This window comes from Verrucomicrobiia bacterium (genome assembly GCA_035629175.1).
Classification (GTDB): domain Bacteria; phylum Verrucomicrobiota; class Verrucomicrobiia; order Limisphaerales; family DASXHY01; genus DASXHY01.
On the sequence record DASPIL010000104.1, the window covers coordinates 1 to 19,595 of the forward strand.

The 19,595-nt window shown below is 58.6% G+C and carries 19 protein-coding genes; 5 read left to right on the forward strand and 14 right to left on the reverse strand.

The features are described 5' to 3' along the window. Positions 1-410 precede the first annotated feature (410 nt). Positions 411-1,412, forward strand: coding sequence for a sodium/calcium exchanger protein (locus tag VEH04_19245; protein ID HYG24910.1), 1,002 nt, complete (start codon positions 411-413; stop codon positions 1,410-1,412). A 3-nt stretch (positions 1,413-1,415) separates the two neighbouring features. Here the strand turns inward: VEH04_19245 and VEH04_19250 are convergent, their stop codons facing one another. Next, on the reverse strand, positions 1,416-1,841 hold the full coding sequence (locus tag VEH04_19250) for a hypothetical protein (GenBank protein HYG24911.1): 426 nt from the start codon (positions 1,839-1,841) through the stop codon (positions 1,416-1,418). Between the two features lie 199 nt (positions 1,842-2,040). Here VEH04_19250 and VEH04_19255 point away from each other — a divergent pair, with 199 nt between their 5' ends. After that, positions 2,041-2,907: a carotenoid biosynthesis protein gene (locus VEH04_19255; GenBank protein HYG24912.1), complete on the forward strand. Its 867-nt coding sequence runs from the start codon at positions 2,041-2,043 to the stop codon at positions 2,905-2,907. Positions 2,908-2,910: 3 nt separating this feature from the next. Here VEH04_19255 and VEH04_19260 read toward each other — a convergent pair whose 3' ends face one another. The 5 genes from VEH04_19260 to VEH04_19280 all read right to left on the reverse strand — a co-directional run bounded on the left by VEH04_19260 (position 2,911) and on the right by VEH04_19280 (position 9,140). Further along, positions 2,911-4,248, reverse strand: a complete 1,338-nt coding sequence (locus VEH04_19260; GenBank protein ID HYG24913.1) for a hemolysin family protein — start codon at positions 4,246-4,248, stop codon at positions 2,911-2,913. Continuing rightward, positions 4,248-5,237: a CNNM domain-containing protein gene (locus VEH04_19265; GenBank protein HYG24914.1), complete on the reverse strand. Its 990-nt coding sequence runs from the start codon at positions 5,235-5,237 to the stop codon at positions 4,248-4,250. Before VEH04_19265 ends, VEH04_19260 begins: the two co-directional genes overlap by 1 nt. Beyond that, a complete protein-coding gene (locus VEH04_19270) occupies positions 5,234-6,466 on the reverse strand; it encodes a hemolysin family protein (protein ID HYG24915.1) in 1,233 nt (410 codons plus the stop codon). Before VEH04_19270 ends, VEH04_19265 begins: the two co-directional genes overlap by 4 nt. A gap of 157 nt (positions 6,467-6,623) precedes the next feature. After that, positions 6,624-7,805 carry an L-rhamnose/proton symporter RhaT gene (gene rhaT, locus VEH04_19275; GenBank protein HYG24916.1) on the reverse strand — a complete coding sequence of 394 codons (1,182 nt, stop codon included), beginning with the start codon at positions 7,803-7,805 and terminating at the stop codon, positions 6,624-6,626. A 57-nt stretch (positions 7,806-7,862) separates the two neighbouring features. After that, positions 7,863-9,140 (reverse strand): L-rhamnose isomerase, encoded by a 1,278-nt coding sequence (locus tag VEH04_19280; protein HYG24917.1) that lies wholly within the window; start codon positions 9,138-9,140, stop codon positions 7,863-7,865. A gap of 207 nt (positions 9,141-9,347) precedes the next feature. Here VEH04_19280 and VEH04_19285 point away from each other — a divergent pair, with 207 nt between their 5' ends. After that, positions 9,348-10,214, forward strand: a complete 867-nt coding sequence (locus VEH04_19285) for a helix-turn-helix domain-containing protein (protein ID HYG24918.1) — start codon at positions 9,348-9,350, stop codon at positions 10,212-10,214. 10 nt (positions 10,215-10,224) lie between these two features. Here VEH04_19285 and VEH04_19290 read toward each other — a convergent pair whose 3' ends face one another. The 4 genes from VEH04_19290 to hflX form a co-directional block, all read right to left on the reverse strand. Further along, positions 10,225-10,959, reverse strand: a complete 735-nt coding sequence (locus VEH04_19290; GenBank protein ID HYG24919.1) for a sulfite exporter TauE/SafE family protein — start codon at positions 10,957-10,959, stop codon at positions 10,225-10,227. A gap of 49 nt (positions 10,960-11,008) precedes the next feature. Then, positions 11,009-12,079 carry an alpha/beta hydrolase gene (locus VEH04_19295; GenBank protein HYG24920.1) on the reverse strand — a complete coding sequence of 357 codons (1,071 nt, stop codon included), beginning with the start codon at positions 12,077-12,079 and terminating at the stop codon, positions 11,009-11,011. Between the two features lie 165 nt (positions 12,080-12,244). Further along, positions 12,245-12,952: a DNA repair protein RadC gene (gene radC / locus VEH04_19300; GenBank protein HYG24921.1), complete on the reverse strand. Its 708-nt coding sequence runs from the start codon at positions 12,950-12,952 to the stop codon at positions 12,245-12,247. 156 nt (positions 12,953-13,108) lie between these two features. Beyond that, complete coding sequence (hflX, locus tag VEH04_19305) at positions 13,109-14,407, reverse strand: GTPase HflX (protein ID HYG24922.1); 1,299 nt, start codon at positions 14,405-14,407, stop codon at positions 13,109-13,111. Positions 14,408-14,597: 190 nt separating this feature from the next. Here hflX and VEH04_19310 point away from each other — a divergent pair, with 190 nt between their 5' ends. Together VEH04_19310 and VEH04_19315 are read left to right on the forward strand one after the other, a co-directional pair. After that, the gene (locus tag VEH04_19310) at positions 14,598-15,080 is read left to right on the forward strand and encodes an Lrp/AsnC family transcriptional regulator (GenBank protein ID HYG24923.1); all 483 of its coding nucleotides are present in this window, start codon (positions 14,598-14,600) and stop codon (positions 15,078-15,080) included. 36 nt (positions 15,081-15,116) lie between these two features. Next, a complete protein-coding gene (locus VEH04_19315) occupies positions 15,117-16,286 on the forward strand; it encodes an aminotransferase class I/II-fold pyridoxal phosphate-dependent enzyme (GenBank protein ID HYG24924.1) in 1,170 nt (389 codons plus the stop codon). Here the strand turns inward: VEH04_19315 and miaA are convergent. The 4 genes from miaA to VEH04_19335 all read right to left on the reverse strand — a co-directional run bounded on the left by miaA (position 16,276) and on the right by VEH04_19335 (position 19,569). Beyond that, the gene (gene miaA / locus VEH04_19320) at positions 16,276-17,214 is read right to left on the reverse strand and encodes a tRNA (adenosine(37)-N6)-dimethylallyltransferase MiaA (protein ID HYG24925.1); all 939 of its coding nucleotides are present in this window, start codon (positions 17,212-17,214) and stop codon (positions 16,276-16,278) included. The genes VEH04_19315 and miaA overlap by 11 nt on opposite strands. 5 nt (positions 17,215-17,219) lie before the next feature. Continuing rightward, complete coding sequence (gene lgt / locus VEH04_19325; protein ID HYG24926.1) at positions 17,220-18,008, reverse strand: prolipoprotein diacylglyceryl transferase; 789 nt, start codon at positions 18,006-18,008, stop codon at positions 17,220-17,222. A gap of 80 nt (positions 18,009-18,088) precedes the next feature. After that, on the reverse strand, positions 18,089-19,081 hold the full coding sequence (locus tag VEH04_19330; protein HYG24927.1) for a DUF3106 domain-containing protein: 993 nt from the start codon (positions 19,079-19,081) through the stop codon (positions 18,089-18,091). Continuing rightward, positions 19,078-19,569 carry a hypothetical protein gene (locus VEH04_19335; protein HYG24928.1) on the reverse strand — a complete coding sequence of 164 codons (492 nt, stop codon included), beginning with the start codon at positions 19,567-19,569 and terminating at the stop codon, positions 19,078-19,080. The genes VEH04_19330 and VEH04_19335 overlap by 4 nt, the downstream gene beginning before the upstream one ends. Between the last annotated feature and the right edge of the window lie 26 nt (positions 19,570-19,595).

The following is a 19,595-nucleotide window of genomic DNA, read 5'->3' on the forward strand; positions in this document are numbered from 1 at the left end:
ACCCGTTGGCAAACGGGATTTGAACAGGAGGACGCAGAGATAGCGGAGGAAGATGGTTGGTGAGGCAGATGAAAAGATGAAACGTTCCTCCTCCCCCCGGCCCCCTCCTCCGGCTGCGCTCGGAAGAGGGGGAGAGGGACAAGGATTGAAACGGAAAACGTTTTTACGTCAATTACGCTGCTTTCCGTAAATTTCCAATCCGATTTCGTGTGATTGGTGTGATTCGTGGTTTTCCGATTCTTTGACCCGTGGGCAAACGAATTCTTCACCAGCAGGACGCAGAGATGGCGGCGGAAGACGAATGGGCCTGCAGCAGCCAAGCTGCATTTATTTAAATCGAGGGGAACTTCCCTGCTTGTCCGAGGGCGCCGATTGCCAACCGAGGAACGGGTCGCTTAAGCTTCGAGCCGTTGAATTCACTCGTCCGCCATATCGAAGTCGCAGGCGCCTGGGCGCCGCTCCTCTTCGTGCTGCTGTTCATCGCCGCGTCGCTGCTGATGATCTGGCGCCTGGAATGCATGAACGCCGGGGGCCTGGAGGGAACCGTCCTGGGAACGCTCATCATGCCGTATTGTTCAGGCATCGGAAACCTCATGTTCGCATTCGTTGTCGCTCGGGCCGGCAGCTCGGGATCCGAAGTGATGACGAACTCGCTCGTCAACAACGTGACCAACATGACGCTGCTGCTCGGGCTGCCTGCAATTTTCTGGCGGATGAGCCTCTCGCCGCGCAGTGGCGGCAAAAAGAAAAAGCGCTCCGGCACATCGGAGCATCGCACGAATCGCCTCTCACTCCTGCTCACGCTCACCGCCGTGTTCGTGTTCACAGGCGCCGTGTGGGCATTGGCACGCGATGGCAAACTCGATTTCAACGACGGGTTGGTGCTGATTGGATTGTTCTTCTTCTGGCAGATGTTTCATGTCTTCGAGGTTCTGAAATCCAATGCGCGGCAGAACAAGTCCTTTGATGCGATGCTGCCCATTGACCTGCTGCTGCTGGGACTGGGAGCGTGGGCCACTTACATCAGCATCGAGTGGCTCGTCACGTGGGTCCGGCAAATTAAGACTGGCGGGTTCATCAACGCAGACAACCTGGGGTGGCTGAGCGGGTGGTTGATGGTTCTGCCCAATGGCCTCCTCGCGCTGTACTACGGCTGGCGTGGAAACCCGGAAATTGTTTACACCTCGCAGGTCGGTGATGGACACATCTGCATTCCGTTGTGCGTCGGAATTTTCGCGCTGCATCAAACAGTCGCCGTCCCGGCAATGTTCGAAACCGGGATGCTGCTCCTGTTCGGCGCGACCATTCTCCACGTCCTGTGCGTTGCCCTGTTCGGCGGGCTTCCGCGCATCGTGGGATGGGTTTGCGTCGGAGCCTACTGCGTCTTCATCTGGAAGGGTCTTCTGAACTGAGGGTCAGGCCGCGTCAGCAAGGGGACTGGCGCGCAAATGATCGGCCAGTTCAGCGAACGGCACCTGCGCGTTCAACCATCGGGAATTGAGGGCGATCTCGTTCATCGAAGCCCGCGTGTTATTGCAGATGAGGTAGAGCCCCCTGCCAAGCACGATGAACGCTTCAAAGAGCGTGCCTGTTGCGTGCCGGGTGAATTCAAAATCGCCGGCTGAATACCGGCCATTCAACAACTCGGCACGCAAGGCGCCGAGGTCGCTAACGAAGCTGGCCAGAAAGGCGTCATTGCGAGGGCCCTGATACCAAAGGATTTGCGCCTTGTGTTGGGCGACCGAAACGACGGCCCATTCGTCGAACACCACTGCGCCGTAGCGGTCGTTCATCTGGCGTGCACAATTCTCCACCTGATTCCGAATTTCGAGCAAAGTCATAGGATTCAACAACGATCTTCGCGAAAAGCGGAGCAGGTTCAACGCCAGCAACGGCGCCCGTAAACAACCAAGCCGGAACGATTCCGTTCAACCACGGAAGGACAGAAGGTTTCGAAACCTTCTTTACGCGATGTGCGATTCGAAATCGGCCATAAGACACTGACCGCCTTTTAACGAGACACTTTTCAAGCTGTAGGAAATGACCGAGCCAGATAACTTGAAGTCGATGCAGGAACAATCGCAGTGCGCAGGAATTCCGTGGCGGGCCGAAGCCCTCCGCGTGGGCTGCCTCCTCGCGTTCGTCATCAGCGCCGCCTGCGTTGCGCGTGAGGGGTTGCACGATTCCGACAACAGCATGATTGCCATGCTGCTTCTGACCGGGGTAATCGCAACCATCGCTTCTGCTTCGCGCGCTTGGCCTCTTCAAAATGTCGCCTGGGCGGCGTTGGTGATTTCGGTTGTAGCGGGCGGCGCCCACGCAATTGGAGCGCTCACGGGCATTGTGTTTGGACCCTTTGTTTTCACCGACGCCGCAGGGCCGCGGCTCTTCAGAGTTCTCCCTGCAGCAATCCCTGCAATCTGGGTGGTCGTGATCCTCAGCTCCCGCGGCATGGCGAAGTGGGCACTGCACCCTTTCAGGAATCATCGCATCTATGGCTTTTGGCTCGTTTGCATCGCTTCGTTGTTGAGCGTTGTTTCGATCGCCGCCATTGATCCCTGGGCGAGCGGGCCGCGGCGCTTTTGGATGTGGAAAAGCACCCTGCCCGTCACATGGCACGGAACTCCCCTCACCCTGTTTGCGGGATGGTTTGCCACAAGCATTGTTTGCATGACATTCGTGACCCCGATGTTGATTCACAAAAAGCCGGGTGCGCAACCCGTCGACTATGGTTCCCCGATGGTATGGCTGGCTTTGGATGCCACGTTTGCGCTACTTCTCCTTCGGATGCAGTTCACGCTTGGCGCTGCGGTCATTGTCGCTGCAGCCTTCGCCTGCGCAGTTCCCCGTCTTGGAACAATGTTGCTTGGGAAAACGCCGCCGACTCAGAGCAATCGACGCGTGTAAAAATTATTCCGGTTCTGGCGGCGGACCTGGCAACCGGATCAGCCGCACCTTGGAGACGCGAGTGCCGTCCATTCCGTCGACCCGCAATTCGAACTGCCCGACGATCACGGTGTTCCCCTCGCGTGGAAAACCGCCCAGCCGCTGTGTGATCCAGCCGCTCACGGTCGTGATGCCCTCGTCGCGAAGTGTTTCCCCCACGATCTCCTCGAGGTCGTGCAATGGAAGCGCCCCCGCGACGTCCCACATCCCTTCGTTGATTCGCGTGAGGAGCGGATTTTCCTGGTCAAACTCGTCCTGAATCTGGCCCACAATTTCTTCAAGGATGTTTTCCAACGTCACCAATCCCATCGTGCCGCCATATTCATCCACGACAATTGCGAGGTGCGACTTGCGTGCGAGAAATGTCTGCAGCACGCGTTCGAGCCGCGCAGTCTCGGGAACGTAAATCAGCTTGCGGGTGACGGGCAGCAGCTCCGCCGCTGAGCGCGCCTTCAGCCGCATCGCGAAAAGGTCCTTGAAATGCACAACCCCCAGTGTCTTGTCGATGTCTCCGGCCTCAGTCAGCGGGAATCGTGAATAGCGGGTCTTTTCCGCCACCTCCATGCATTCAGCCATCGTCGCTTCCGTGTCGAGAACGGTGATTTCCTGTCTTGGGCGCATGACCTCGCGAACCGTGCGCTGGCGCAGGTCGAGGGCATTCAAAACAATCAGTCTTCCGAAGGGCAAAGCCTGTGAATATTTCTGCGACTCACCCACAATGAGGCGCAACTCCTCCTCGGAATGCACGAGTTCACCCTCCGTCACTGGCTCGATTCCGAAACGCCGCAGCAGCCAGTTCGCCGTTTGATTCAGAATCCAGATCAACGGAAATGAAACCCTGTAGAAGACATCGAGCGGGATCGCCACCCACATGGAAGTCTGGAGCGATTTGCGGATTGCCAGCGACTTGGGCGCAAGTTCGCCTGCCACAATATGAAGAAACGTGATCGTCGCGAATCCGACGATCACCGCGATGGTATGTTGCGCTTCAGGGGATTCGACCTGGAAGAATCGGATGACCGGTTCCAGCAGTACAATGAACACGGGTTCGCCAATCCAGCCGAGTCCGAGACTGGCGAGCGTGATGCCGAGCTGGGTGGAGCTGAGGGCCGCGTCGAGGTTGCGCAAAATCTTGCGGGCGACCTTGGCGCGTCGCTGTCCTTTGACAACAAAGCTTTCGAGCTGCGTATCGCGCACCTTCACGAGCGCGAATTCCGCGGCAACGAAGAATCCGTTCAGGAGCACCAGGAAGATCACAGCGAGGATCTTCCAGCTGACCGCCACGATCGCGGGCCAATCCATCAGAGTTTTACCTCCCCGAACACCGGTTTCAGGATGTCCTCGAGCGTTACAATTCCAATCTCGCGTCTATCGCGCGACAACACGATTCCCATTCGCTGGCCGCTGCGCTGCATCTGACGCAGGGCGATTTCCAATCGCAAGTCTTCATCCAGGTAAATTGCGGGACGAATGAAACGGGCCATGGGCTTTAACGGGTCAATGGCGGGTTCAAACAGCAAGGCGTTCAGGCTGACGAGGCCAACGATTCGACGCTGCCCATCGCGGCTTCCCCAAACAGGCACGCGGGTGAACTGGTGTTCGCGGCATTCCTCCAGGACGCGGCTGACAGGCCATTCGGCTTCCGCGGTGACCACCTGCTCCAACGGACGAACGATCTGCCGCACCGTGGCGCTTTGCAGATCCAGCACGCGATTGATCATCGTGCGTTCCTCGCTGCTGAAGGCCTGTGCGGATTCCTGCATGATGTGGCGCAACTCCTCGCGATTTCCGAAGAGGTGACGCTTGAAAGCGCGACCACCGCTCACGCGCAGCATCACGGAAGAAGCGCCTTCGACGATTGCAACGAGCGGCCATAACACAAGATGCAAAATCCGGAACGGCTGCGCCATCGCCAGGCACAGGCGATTGGGAAACGTGCGGAACAGCATCTTCGGCAGCAGGTCGAACAGCGTGTAAAACAGGAACACGACGCTCGCGAACAGGAGAATAAAGGCGACCCGCTGTTGCGGAAGTGCACGATGCAATAAATAGATGGCCCAGCCGAAGATGAAGAAATTCGCGGCCGTGTTGCCGACGAAGATCGTCCACAGAAAGTTTTCTGGATTCTCCAGATATCGGTAAAGCAATTGTGCCGAAGCACGTCCCGCACGCATCTGCTGCCGAATGCGAACGCGGCTGAGAGCGAATACTCCCGCTTCCATGCCAGACAGCAGGAACGACCACCCCAATGCCACCAGGAGCAAGGCCCAGATCAAGGGATTGTCCGTCATCGAACGACCTCCACCAGTAATTCCCTGACGCGGCGCTCGTCTGTGAGAACCGCGGTAAGCTTCAGCCCGTGAAACAATGCCGAATCTCCCGGTGACGGAACCACATGCAACAGCATCGCCAGCAATCCTCCCATTGTTTCAACTTCGGCGACGTTCCCGAGGGGCGGATGTTCACGCCGAAAATCATCGAGCCGCATGGTTCCGCTGACGCGCCAGCGGCCCTTGCCCAGCTTCTCCATGATGAAGCGTTCAGTTTCCATTTCCGGCCGGATGCGGCCGATCATCTCCTCCAGGATGTCTTCAGTCGTTACCAAGCCGGCCGTCCCGCCGTATTCGTCGAGCACGACCGCCATTCCGCGCTGCTGCCGCTGGAGGCTCTTCAACAATTGGAGAAGGTTCATCGATTCCGGCACGAACGATGGAAATTCAATCGCATCCGCAAGGTCCACATTCGGATCCAGCAGCAGCGCCCGCGTGTTCAGAATGCCCACGATGGTATCCGGCGTTTCGTCATAGAGCGGCAGGCGGCGATGCTTGAATTTCTTGGCAGCGGCCACCATTTCCTCGATCGACAAATCGTCAGAAATGCAGGCGATCTGCGAGCGCGGCTTCATCACTTCGCGGGCGGTGCGCCGATCGAGGCTGATGATCTGCAGAATGATTTCCTTCTCGGACTGTCGCAACGATCCCTGCTGATAGGCGAGCTCGACGAGTTCGCGATATTCATCGTCGCTGAAGGCCACCTGCGGCTGAACGGATTCGGGAATGATGGAGCGCAGAATCGCGCTGTTAAGCTTCTGGGCGGTGACGCGAAAAACCCACGCGAGCTTTTCCAGCAACAGCAGCGGTCGAGCGACTCGCAGCGCCCACAACTCAGGGCGCCGGACAGCCAGCGTTTTTGGCAACACTTCGCAGCCGAAAAGGATCAGCACAAACAACAGCAGGATCGTAGTCCAGAGCGGCCAGTGTCCGCTTAGAGCCATCCAGAACGCCGTCGCGAGCATCGCGGCACTGGCGAAGGTATTGCCGAGGACCATGGTTGCAAGAAGGTCCTGCGGCTCGGACAGCAAGCGGGCGACGATGCCGCCGAGGTGCTTCTTGCGATCGGCGAGCTGGCGCACCTGCCAGTTGCTGAGCGAGAACAGGGCTGTTTCCGCGAGCGCAAAAAAGAAACTGGCGCCTGCGAAAAACAGCACCAGGACCGTCGCAATGACTGGGGCTGACTGCACGCCGCCAGAATGGAGAAAAGGATTGGCCAACGCAAAAGGCAAAAACCCGCGAGGCTTTTCGCAGCGCAGGCCTCCGAGTCTGTTGAATCGCCGTCCTTCGCAGCAGCCTACTGCGGAGAACAGGACAATTTGGAAACCTGTATAGCTGCGCAGGCGTTCAATGACCGCCTGCCTGCCCCTTGAGATACGTGCCCCAGCCGATGATGATCGTCGAAAGAATCAGGGTCACGACGCCGGCGGCGATCAGTCCGTGCGCCTTCTTGCTTGAGCCCTTCCACTCCTTAAAGATCCAGCCCCAGATCGTTGCGAAGATGATGATGCTCGCCATGTGCAACGTCCATGAGGCGAAGTCAAACTTGCCCATTTGTGTTGCGCCCATGGTGTAGAAAAAGAACTGGAAGTACCACGTGGTGCCCGCGAGTGCCGAGAAGAAATAATTCGACGCGCGCGGCACGCGAAGGTCGTTCGTTGTTGCTGTCACCTGCGCTCCCGTGCTGTGTTCGCCGCCCGCCGCCTGCAGCCCGGCATGTTCGGGACGCACCTGCTGCGCAAGGTATTGATAGCCGCTGCGATTCTTGATGTTCAGGTAGGTGCACCAGATGAAGTTGGTGGTGAAGCCGCCAAGCAGCAGGATGGGCAATGTGGGGAGGCCGGTCCAGATCTTGTCGGTGCCTGCGGCCAGCGATGCGGCGTCCATGCTCTTCCCCGCCTGCAGTGCAAACGCAAAGCATGCGCTCATGATTCCGCAGAAGGTCGCCACCAGGATTCCTTTTTTGAAATCGAATTCTTTGATCGACTCCTTCTTCTGCGCGGCCGGCATTTCCGATTCCTTCGTGTAGCCCGCAAGCGCGGCAATCCCAATGCCCAGCAAGCAGGTGGCAACACCGCCCAGGGTGATGATACCCGACTTATCCTGCACAACTTCCAGGATGCTCGGGCTTTCCGCGAACACAAAAAAGTTAGGGGTGAGCCATTTAAAAACTGGCGGCACAAGCGTGCCGAACGCTGCGCAGAATCCGAGCGCAACACCCGTCCCCAGCGATAGTCCGAGGTATCGCATGGTCAGTCCGTAAGTTAATCCGCCAAATCCCCAGAGCAGGCCAAACAAATATGTCCATGCCAGCGTTCGCGCCGACTGTTGCCCAATGACGCCAAACAGGTCGTTGGTCATGAAATAGGCAAACGCCCAGGGACAAAGCACCCAGGAAAAGATGCCGCCCACGAGCCAGTACGTTTCCCACGACCATTTCCTCACCGCTTTGTAAGGAACGTAAAAACTGCCGGAAGCAAGGCCTCCCAGCCAGTGCAGGACGACGCCAAGGAATGGAGACGGATTCATAGTCAGGTTGCTGCGTTACATTCGGGTTTCGGGTTCCGCGCCAGATTGCGTTCTGTTTCAGCGCTTGGACAGAACATTCGTTTCGTAGCTCTTCACTTCCGCCATCCACGCGCCGCCTGCAGGCACACCCTGCTTCATGCAGTAATAATCCCAGACCGCTCCCACAGGCAGCGTCTTGGTTTCTTCCATGAACGCGAGGCGCGACGTGTAATCGCCGGCCAGCTCGGCCACGCGCAATTCCTCAACCGGCGCCAGCAGCGCTCCCAGCAACGCGCGGCACATATTGCGCGTGCCAATGACCCATGCCGCCACGCGATTGATGGAGGCATCGAAATAATCCAGGCCGATCCGCACGCGGCCAGTGTAGCCGCCCCACACGATTTCCTGCGCCGTCGCGTTCAAATCGTCTGTCAGCGTCACCACATGGTCACTGTCCCACCGCACGCCGCGGCTGACGTGCAACGCAATCTCGGGCAGATACTGCAGCACTGCGGAAATCTTGTCGGCGATGCCTTCCGTCGGATGGTAATGACCCGCGTCCAGCGTCAGCAATTTCTTCCTGCTCACGGCGTATCCGAGGTAGAACTCATGCGAACCCACGACATAACTTTCCGATCCAATGCCGAACAGCTTGGGTTCGACTGCATCCACGTTGAGCCTGGGATCGATGCGTTTCGCGAACACCGCGTCGAGCGATTCAGCGAGGCGCGCGCGATAGCTTTTTCGATCTGCGGGCGTGTCCTTCATGCCGTCGGGAATCCAAAGGTTTGTCAGGCAGGAACTGCCCAATGCCTTGCCAATGGCGGCCCCGATCTCGCGGCATCGAATGCCATGCTCAATCCAGAACTGCCGGGTTTCCTTGTCGGGATGAGACAGGGTGAAACCGTCGGCGGACTTCGGATGCGCGAAATACGTGGGATTGAAATCGAGGCCGAACCCTTCTGCTTTTGCCCACGCGATCCAATTGCGGAACTGGTCGGCACCCAATTCATCTCGATCCACTTTGCGGCCGTTCATTTCGGCATAGCATGCGTGCAGATTAAAGCGATGCTTCCCTGGAATGAGCGAGATGGCTTTCTCAAAATCCGCGCGCAGTTCGTCAGGCGTCCGCGCTTTTCCGGGATAATTTCCCGTGACGGCGAGCCCGCCGCCCAGTTCCATCCCCTTGTTTTCAAAGCCGCCAACGTCGTCGCCCTGCCAGCAATGGATGGAAATCGGAATCCCCGCCAGCGCCTTGAGCGCCTTCTCCGTGTCCACCCCAAGCGCCGCGTAACGTTCGGATGCGAGCTTGTAGGATTTTTCCACGCTGGATTTGTTCAGCTTGAAGGAATGCATAGGTTTCGTGATTCGCCGCCACGCGCGGGCCAAGGTTCGAACCTGATTGCAACGGCGCTGCGCGTATTGGACGGACGCAATGATTGTGAAACGCACCAGATTTCTCCTTCACAAAGTGGCCAGACTTCAGCACGATCCTGCCACGTTGCGCAGCGCAGCGAAGCCACACTCATCGCCATGAAAGTGCAACGCTGAAAATCGACAGAAATGCTGACATTAAAGGCCAAAGACTGGTTCACGGACGCGTTTCCCCTGTCGGTCGAGCGGCGCGAACCGCAACCCGCGTTCCCTCCCCATAAGCACGAATTTTCCGAGATCGTCCTGGTGACTGCCGGCACCGCCCTGCATGTCACGGGCCACGATTCCTGGCGCCTCTCGGCGGGCGAGGTGTTCGTCATTGGCGGACCCCGGGTTCACGAATACCGCGAATTGGAGAAGCTTGCGTTGATCAACATCCTCTTCGATGCAGGGAAACTGCGCGTCCAACCGGGCGACCTCCCATCGATTCCAGGATATCACGCGCTGTTCACGCTTGAGCCGGTGTGGCGGCGGCGCGGGCAATTCACCAGCCGCTTGCGCCTTTCGCCTGCGGAATTGTCGGCGGTCCTGGGATTTGTGGACCAACTGGAAAGTGAATTGAAAGCGAGGCTGCCAGGGTTCGGCTTTCAATCCACGGCGCTCTTCATGCAGATTGTCTGTTACCTGTCGCGTTGTTATTCGCGATTCAAAGGTTCCGACTCGCGTGCACTGCTGCGAAGCGCTGAAGCCATTGCGCACCTTGAATCCAATTTCGCCGAACCGCTGAACCTGAACCGCCTTGCTGACATTGCGCACATGCCGAAGCGGACCTTCATCCGCTGCTTCCAGGCTGCCACGGGGAACTCACCGATCGCCTACCTCATTGAGTTGCGCATTCGGCACGCGGCGCGGCTGCTGCGCCAGACGAATGAGTCGGTGACGGACATTGCATTTCAGGTGGGGTTCAACGACAGCAATTACTTCACAAGGCAATTCCGCGCCGTGATAGGGCTGAGCCCGCGTGAGTATCGCAATCAGCAACAATTGCGGGAGTAACGTCACGCGGTCACGTGAGGAGCAGTTTCAAACCTGCGATCAGGAGCACCACGGCCAGCAACCGCTTGATCGCCTGATGAGGGAGGCGCCGGCTGCCGAGATACGACCCGGCAATTCCGCCCAGGACGGCCGCAACGGCAAATGGAACGACAAAGGCCGGGAACGAGGATGTACTGACGACATTTCCCAGCAGTCCCGCACTGGAATTGGCAAGGATGAAGACTGCGGACACGGCGGCCGCCTGTCGCGCGCGCGCCCATCGCATGAACAGCAGGAGCGGCGTGAGAAAAATTCCACCGCCTGTTCCCGTCAACCCCGACAACAATCCCAACCCTGCGCCAATTGGAACGGCATGCCACGGTGACGGTTCCTTTCGCACTGTGTCATCAGAAGGCTTCGCAAAAAACCGGGCAGCCGAGAACAGCAATACGGCTCCAACCAACACCTGGAACATCCGTGTGGGAAGATGAATATATCCGCCAAGAAAGGCGCACGGAATCGCGAGCACTGCGAACGGCCAGAAGAGACGGAACTGGAAATGCCCAGCGCGCCAAAATTGCCAGCTCGCGATGGTCGCCACAAGAATGTTGAGCACGAGCGCCGCCGGCCGAATCACGGTTGCGGCCACGCCGAACAGCGACATGATCGCGATATACCCGGATGCCCCGGCGTGACCCACGGAAGAATAAAGAAACGCGACCAGGAGAATGGCAAGGGACATAAAGGCCAGCTGGTCGTGGGACATTGCGCCTGTCTTTTAAGCGCGCACCTGCCTGGCCGCAAGTTCCCTCTCTTCAAAAGGACAGCGGTATAAATTGCCCGATCCCATAACCCGCAAAGATCGCCATCGCAACATCCCCGTCCCGCAGCGACCCGCCACGAGCGGCGATCCAGCCAACAACTCCTCCGCCCACCAACAACACAGTGCTCACTGCGAATGTGCACATCAACATCGCCAGAACGAAAAAGTTTGCGGAATACGCGTTCCGCAGCGCAAGGCACACGAACGCCAAGAGCGCTGTAACGGCAGCAAGGCTCCACCTTGGCAGGCGCAATCGTCGGACACCGGTGAGCATCAGCCAGATGACAGCGAATACAAGAAGCTGATAGGGAACGCGACGCCACTGGGGCATCACGCCAATCCAGGAGTTGAGCGTCAAAATGCCTGTGGTAAGAAGGATCGAGGGCACCATCCATTTCCGCGTTTGTGCGAGTCGCGGATGAAGTTCTGGCAGGCGAAACATCAGGACAAACGCGCCCGTCATGCCGAGGATCAACCCCACAAGGCGCCATCGCCACGCTGTGACAGCAGCGGGAGGGGGCTTTCCAACAGCAGCGCACGACGCTTTAACAGCCGCCCGCACGAGCAACGGATCGAAGGGCTCGAGGGCATGGTCGGACCAGGGAGAAATGACCACTGTCGCATTCGTGCGGGCTCGTAAAAAAGCGGGCCGAATGAATTCGTCAAAGAAGCCGGCCAGCAAAAGCTCCGGGGGACCGTCCTCGCCCAGCGGGTCTGCTGCACCGACGCCGATAAAGAGCCTCGGGCGAAACCCGGCTTCCCGCACGTTCCAGGCGCCGACACTTCCCCCCATCGAATGGCCAATGTAAACATCCACAGCTCGCAGTGTCCCCAGAAGCGCCTGTGGTTTCAGCAACAGGTTTGTGAGGGAACAAGGTTGGGGAGACGCACCATGTCCCGCTTGATCCACTGAATAGCAATCAAAGCCAGCGGCAGCCAGCGCCTCGCCAAAACGAAAGAAGTTTTCTTTTGAGCCGGTTGCTCCATGGGCCAGCAGCACCACAGGATGGAGCCCCGGAGTTTCACGAACGAATCGAATTGCGGGTGTGTTTGGCGTCAGCATTATTTTTTCAACACGGACACCTTGCTCGACAACCCGGGAAAGAATGCTACCCAGAATCAAGCATGCGACGCCTCCCGCTACCAACAGCTGATTGGCACGGGCATTCATGAGTTCTTTTCTTTGCGGCGGAACCATTCAGTGTCGGGCCGCTACCCGCACCTGCGTTCAGTAAAAATACCCCAATTCCCGCAGGCTGACGTAATCCTTCGGCCGATCCTGCGTGGCGCGCCCCAGAATCACATGATCGAGCACTTCAATCTTGAGCAACTGGCCGGCGCGGATCAAATCTCGCGTGACCTTCACGTCTGCTTCGGATGGTGTTGGATCGCCGCTCGGATGATTGTGCGCGAGAACTATTGCGGACGCGTTTGCAGCAATGGCGGGTTTGAAAACTTCGCGCGCATGCACAAGGATTGTATCGAGTGTGCCCTGCGAAATGCGTTCCACGCGGATCAATCGACGCCGCGTGTTCAGCAGAATGACCTGGAAATTTTCCACCGTGTAGGATCGATTCTCTTCGCGCAGGAGGTCCGCGATGCGTTCGGGATTATCCAGCGTTGGAGATTCCTGGCGGATTTCCGCTGCCATTCTCCGTGCCAGCGTGAACGCGCTCTTCAGTGCGATCGCCTTGTCGCGGCCGATGCCCTTGATCTGGCGCAGGTCTTCGATGGCGGCGCGCGAGAGGTTGTCGAGCGTGTTGAACTTGTGCAGCAACTGCTCCGCAACCTGGATGGCTGAAACGCCCTTCAGTCCTGTGCGAAGCAAAATGGCGATCAGTTCAGAATTTCGGAGAGCGTCAGCGCCGCATTGTGCGAGCCGTTCGCGTGGCCGTTCACTGTCTGGCATGTCCCTGATTCGAAGCCCCTCATGCATGCGCCGGATTAAACGGCAACCACGCGATCGCGTCAATGCCAGGCTGGAGAGCCGCCAAGTTGCCGCGGCTTCAAATCGCGGGTGAAGGGCGCGCAATCAAGTGCCACAATCTTCGCAATCTCGACACTGAAGCAGCCTGAAGGCTGCGCGCCTTCTTCAAGCCGTCTGCAACTCGCGCACCAGGAAGCGTTCGAACTCGCGATGGCAATTCGGCGGGATGCGCGCCTTGAATCGCGCAGAGTCACCTTCGTAATGCCGTTCCACCACCTGCGCAACTTCATGCAGCCGCGCAATTACATCCGACCGATCGTGCGGCACCGCCAGTTCCACAAACTCCCGGATCGGACGCAGCTGCGATCCCAGCTCCGCCAAAAGCGCCGTCATGTTTTCGCCGCTCGCTGCGGAAATCGGCACGCCATTCGGGTATCGCTCCATGAACGCGTGCAACTTCTCCCCACTTCCGTTCAGCGCATCGATCTTGTTGAAAACCATCAGGACCGGTTTGCCATCAGCTCCGATCTCCTGCAGCACGGATTCGACAGCCCTGATCTGTTCATCGGCTTGCGGATGACTGACATCTACAACATGCAACAGCAGGTCGGCTTCAACGACTTCCTCGAGCGTCGCCTTGAAAGCTTCGACCAGCCCGTGCGGCAGCTTGCGAATGAAACCGACGGTATCGGTGAGCAGGACATTCTGGTTCGTCGGAAGTCGAAGTCTCCGCGTCGTGGGATCCAGCGTTGCGAACAATTTATTTTCAGCGAGAACTGCCGCGCCCGTCAGCCGGTTGAGCAACGTGGATTTGCCCGCGTTCGTATAACCGACGATCGAAGCGAGCGGCCAGTTGTTCCGCTGCCGCGCCGAGCGCTGGATGTTGCGCTGGTTTCGAACGACGCCAAGATCGCGCTCGAGGCGATCGATGCGTTCCTGCACCTTGCGGCGATCCGCTTCCAACTGCGATTCACCTTCACCGCCACGCATGCCGATGCCGCCTTTTTGCCGCGACAAGTGGCCCCAGAAGCGGGTGAGCCTCGGCAGCAGGTGTTGCAATTGCGCGAGCTCAATCTGGAGCTTGCCTTCACGCGTGCGGGCGCGTTGCGCAAAGATGTCGAGAATCAGCGCTGTGCGATCCAGGACCTTGCAATTGAAAACCTTCTCGAGGTTTCGGCTTTGCGCCGGGGAAAGTTCGTCGTCGAAAACAACCGTGTCTACCTGATGCGTCCGGCAGAAGGCGGCAAACTCCTCTGCTTTCCCCTTGCCGATGAATGTCGTGGCGTTCGGATTCTCCAGCTTTTGAACCCCTTCCCCGATCACTTCGCCTCCAGCGGTGGCCGCAAGCTCGGAAAGTTCCTCCAGCGATTCCCGGTGCTCCCAGCTTTTCCGGGACTTGAGTTCAATGCCGATGAGGAAGACGCGCTCGGTCTTCGTGTTCCTTGTATCAATTAAAGCTTTCAACGAGTTGCGCTGGTCCTAATGTAAATCGCTGCAGCACCATACCATGTCCCTGGAAATAGAAAAGAGGGGGATGGATATTTGATTTTCAGGTTTCTCCGCTGTGCTGTCCCTGCCCCGCACAAAAACACCTGGGATTGAATCATAAATGGAGTGGCTTTAGCCCGGGATTTTGACACACTCCGCCCCGCAAATGAATCCGGTGATCAAACTATTGCTCGAGGGTGGCAGCCTCAGCACCGCGCAAATGGCGCAGGTGCTCAAGCTGTCCGAAGCCGACGTGAATCGCGAATTGGAGCAACTTAAAAAGGATCGTATCCTCCTGGGCTGGCGCCCTGTGCTCAACGTCAGCAACGAGGCCGCCGGAACAGTCCGCGCCGTCATCGAGGTCCGGATCACGCCCGAGCGGGGCGGCGGATTCAACCGCCTCGCCGAACGCATCAGCCGCTTCGATGAGGTTGAATCCTGCTATCTCATGTCAGGCGGCTACGATCTCCTGGTGTTCGTCAATGGCGCCACGCTCCAGCGCGTCGCAGCGTTTGTTTCCGAAAAACTTTCGTCGATCGAAGGCGTCCTTTCAACGGCCACGCATTTCATGCTGCGCTCCTACAAGGAACAGGGATTTCTCCTGGATGTTAAGACTGAGGAGAACGAGCGCCTGAAGGTCGCGCCCTGACCCGCTCAAATTTGAAATCTCAAATTTGATCCTCACATGGACACCACGCGTTTCATTGCCAAGCATGTCATTGACCTGCCCAGATCGGGCATTCGCGACTTCTTCGAGGTCGTTGCGAAGATGCAGGACGTCATTTCACTCGGCATCGGCGAACCGGATTTCGACACGCCCTGGCACATTCGCGAGGCTGCGATCTACGCCCTCGAAAAGGGCCGCACGCATTACACTTCGAATCTGGGCCTGATTGAATTGCGCCGGGAAATATCCCGCTACGTCGGCCAGCGGTTCGCGGTGAGCTACAATCCTGAGAACGAGATTCTCGTTACCGTTGGGGTTTCCGAAGCGATCGATATTGCGACCCGGGCGCTGATCAACCCCGGGGACAAGGTGATGTTTCATCAGCCGTGCTATGTGAGCTATCACCCGAGCATCACGCTTGCCCACGGGACTGCGGCGCCCGTTCCGACGTTCGCGAAGGACAACTTTGCCCTGACAGCCGAAGCATTGCGCGCGGCGTGGCAACCGGGATGCAAACTGTTGATGCTGAACCTGCCCTGCAATCCAACGGGCGGCACGTGCAATCGGCAGCAACTGGAAGCGATCGCGAAGTTTGCGATTGAGAAGGACCTGCTCGTCTTGAGCGATGAGATTTATTCCGAGCTGACCTTCGAGGGCGAACACGTCAGCATTGCGAGCCTTCCAGGGATGAAGGAACGGACAATATTCCTGCATGGCTTCTCGAAGGCGTTTGCTATGACAGGCTGGCGCATCGGGTACGGATGCGGCCCCGCGCCCCTCATCGAAGCGATGATGAAGGTGCATCAATATTCGATGATGTGCGCTTCCATCATCAGCCAGGAAGGCGCAGTGGAGGCCTTGCGGCACGGCGAAGAGCCGATGAAAGCCATGCGCGAGCAGTATCACCGTCGCCGCGATTTCATCGTGCGCAGGCTGAATGAAACCGGCCTGAAGTGCCACATGCCACGTGGTTCCTTTTACGCGTTCCCCGATATCAGCGTCACAGGAATGTCGGAGAAGGAATTTGCCGTGGGCCTGCTGCAGGCGGAACGCGTTGCGATGGTGCCGGGATCGGCTTTTGGAGAAAATGGCGCGGGCTTTTGTCGCGCCTGCTTCGCGACGAGCTACGAGCAACTCATCGAGGCGGGCGATCGCATCGAACGCTACGTGCAATCGATCAAGCGCTAAGACGACTTCGCCGGTTCGCCAAGGTTTCCACAACGCCAGCGAAATTGGTCGTCGCATCCAGTTCGATCCACTGGACTCCGGGGGCTTTGCGAAACCACGTCATCTGACGTTTCGCAAACTGCCGGGTTTTGACCTTCACAAGTTCGATCGTATCGGCCAAGGACCGGTCACCCTGCAGGTATTCAACCACCTGCCGGTATCCGATCGCCTGCATGGGTGTTGGATTCGTGGTCAAACCACGTTCAATCAACCCGCGCGTCTCCTCCACCAACCCCAGGTCGAACATCCGATCCACACGCCGGTTGATGCGATCCCTCAGGTCAGCTGGCAAGCGCGCAATGCCGAAAAAGTTCGGCACGGACGACGCGGAGGCGTCCCACGCCGCGCGCTGGGATGAAAACGGCTTGCCGGTCAGGCGTATGACTTCGAGCGCCCGCACAACACGGCGCAGATTCTTGCGGTCGATTTGCTCGTGGGTAATCGGATCGCGCTCCTTTAACTCGGCGAGCAACGTTTCCGGTTCCGCAGCTTCGAGCTGCGCGCGCAACTCAGGATCGGCCGGCGGAGCTTCACCCAGCCCGCCAAGAAACGCCTGGATATACAACCCCGTGCCGCCGCAGAAGATCGGCACGCGACCCCGCGCTCGAATGCCGGCCTCAGCCGCGCGCGCGAGCCTCACGAATTGCGCCGCGTCGAATGATTCCTCCAGACCGACAACATCGATCAGGTGATGTCGCACGCGTTGTTGCTCGGCGAGCGAAGGCTTGGCGGTTCCTATGTCCAATCCGCGATACACCTGCATTGAGTCGACCGAAATGATTTCGCCGTTAATGCGTTCAGCGAGGAGGATGGCAATCTCGGATTTCCCGACCGCAGTCGGCCCAGCGATGTAAACCGCGGCGGGTGGAGCCTGTGCAGGCGTTGCCATGGACCTCAACTGGATTTGGGAATCGCGGGCCGGCGCAAGACCACGAAAAGGGCTATTCCCGCCAGCAGGATACCAATGCTGATCAGATGCGCGGGCGTTAATGGCCCGTAAAGATGCGCCTCCGTGTAATCGCCGCGGAAGGCCTCCACAATCGACCGCGTGATGGAGTAGCCGATCAGGTATGCCGCGAAGACCTGCCCGTCGAACCGTTTGCGCCGATACAACCACGCGAGGCCGAGATACAATCCAAGGCTCAGCAGTGAATCATACAGTTGCGATGGATGAACGGCGGCGGCAACTCCGTTCAGCGGATGAGTCTCGTGGCCGGCAGGGTAACGCGCCGCCCAGGGAAGTGTGCAGACTTTGCCGTAACAGCAGCCATTCAGGAAACATCCGATCCGCCCGAAGATGTAGCCCAAGGCGATGCTTGGCGCGAGGGCATCGGCCATTTTCCAAAGGGGCAATTTCCGGAAGCGAACGTAAAGGATGCATGCGAGCGAAGCTCCAATCAGGCCGCCGTAAAAAACGAGGCCGCCGTGATGCACCATGAAAATTTCCCAGACGGGTTCGTCCGCAAACTTCTCCTTCCAATAGCTGACGACATGCAACGTGCGGGCGCCGACGATCGTGCCGATGATAATCCAGGGGCCGATATCCAGCACACGTTCGGGATTCAAGCCGTCGCGAATCCCTCGGCGGCTGGCAGTCCACAGGCCCAGGAGGAACGCGATGGCCATCATCACGCCGTACCAATGAACAGAAAACGACCCGATCTGGAATGCAACTGGATCCACGGCGGCAATCTAGGGGCAAACGTCCGCAGTTGAGAAGAAAATTGCGGGTAGGTTCAATCCGCAATGCCCGCACCTGAGCATCACGGAATCGGCGGAGGAGGCGGAGCTGGCTCGAAACCGATGGGCAGCGGGGGCTGGATGGGCGCGACCTCCACCAGGCTGCGCCACTCTTCGCGTTCCTCGGCTGACATCAACTTCCAACGTTCCGCATTCTTCAGAAACGCCTGCCGCTCGGGAAGGCTCAGGCTGGCAAATTTCTGGAAGGAGCGGATGCACTCCGCCCGCTGCTGGGGTGTCAGCTTCTCATACGCGGCCAGCGTTTTTTCCATCTGCTGTTTCTCAGCGTCGGTGAGTTTGTCCAAGGCCCGCGCTTTTTCTTCAGGCTGCAATTCAAAGAAGGCGCTGAAGCTCGCCAGCATTTTCTGGCGCTGCGCCTCTGGCAGGACCCGCCATGTATCGAGGCCCGCTTCAAGGCGCGCCCTTCGCTCGGGTGACATCTGGTTCAACACGCGCCTCCGTTGCTCGCGCGTCGCGGATTGAAGCTGACTGAAGTAACGCGCGGTCGTCTCGCTGTTCAGCAACTCCTCCTGGAACGTCGGCGGCAGCAAGTCCCATTGTTCCAGACGGCGCTCAACCAGTTCCCGCTGCGGCAATGGAATCACCGCGAGCCGCGCCGCACGATTGGTTCTTGGCTCGCTCATCAATGGCAGCAGGTACCAGCGCAATTCTGTCGCCTGCAGCCGCAGCTCACGCTCTGCGGGTTTCAGGGATTCATACTCGCGAACCTTCGCCAGGATCTGCCGCCTGAGTTCCGGCGGCCGGTTGCTCAACGATTGGCGCCGCTCCGATACAGGCATCGCCAGCAAATCCCGAAATTGTTCGACGGGAGATTTGCCCGACCCGCCCTCGGTTCCCGCGATCCGCTTTAGCGATTCCACGGATCGAGTGACGCCGCCCTTATCCTGCGCTTCAACGGCAAACATCAGCACCAACACGCTCAATGCTGCCACGATGCGTTGGGCACTGCGCCGGAGGCTGCCCTGCCCGTCCCGTGATATGCCGCGCGGGATCATTCAAACAACGCGAGCAATCGCTCATCGGGCTCGGGATTGGCGTTCAAGTGGCGAATGGCTTCAAAATCCTGCAACACCTCCGGGCTGGGCAGCGATACGACCCCCGAAACCGCCGTCAGGCTGCGGGCCATTTCGCGAGCCTGGACCTGTTGATGATGCGAGATGAGGCTGGCCGCTGCGAGCAAGGTAAGCACACCGCTGACAGCAAATGCAAGGCGAGGCAGGAGGCGGCGCCAGGACCAACTATTTGCGGATGTCGCGCGTGCGCGCATTTTCCCCTCGCGGTCAACGGCGTCGAGAACCCGCGCTGTAAAGTTGCTTGATAGCGGCGCGTTGGGAAGTCGCGAAAGACTTTCCGTCAATGCCAGTTCTGTATCAACCTCGGCAGCTGAATCACCATCTTCAACCGATGCGCGCCAGGCGGCCTCCTCGGCCGGGGTCAGGCGGCGGCGCCAGGCGAGTTCGCGCAATTGCTCCGGGTCGTTCATGTTTTCTTTCCTTTCAAAAACCAGGA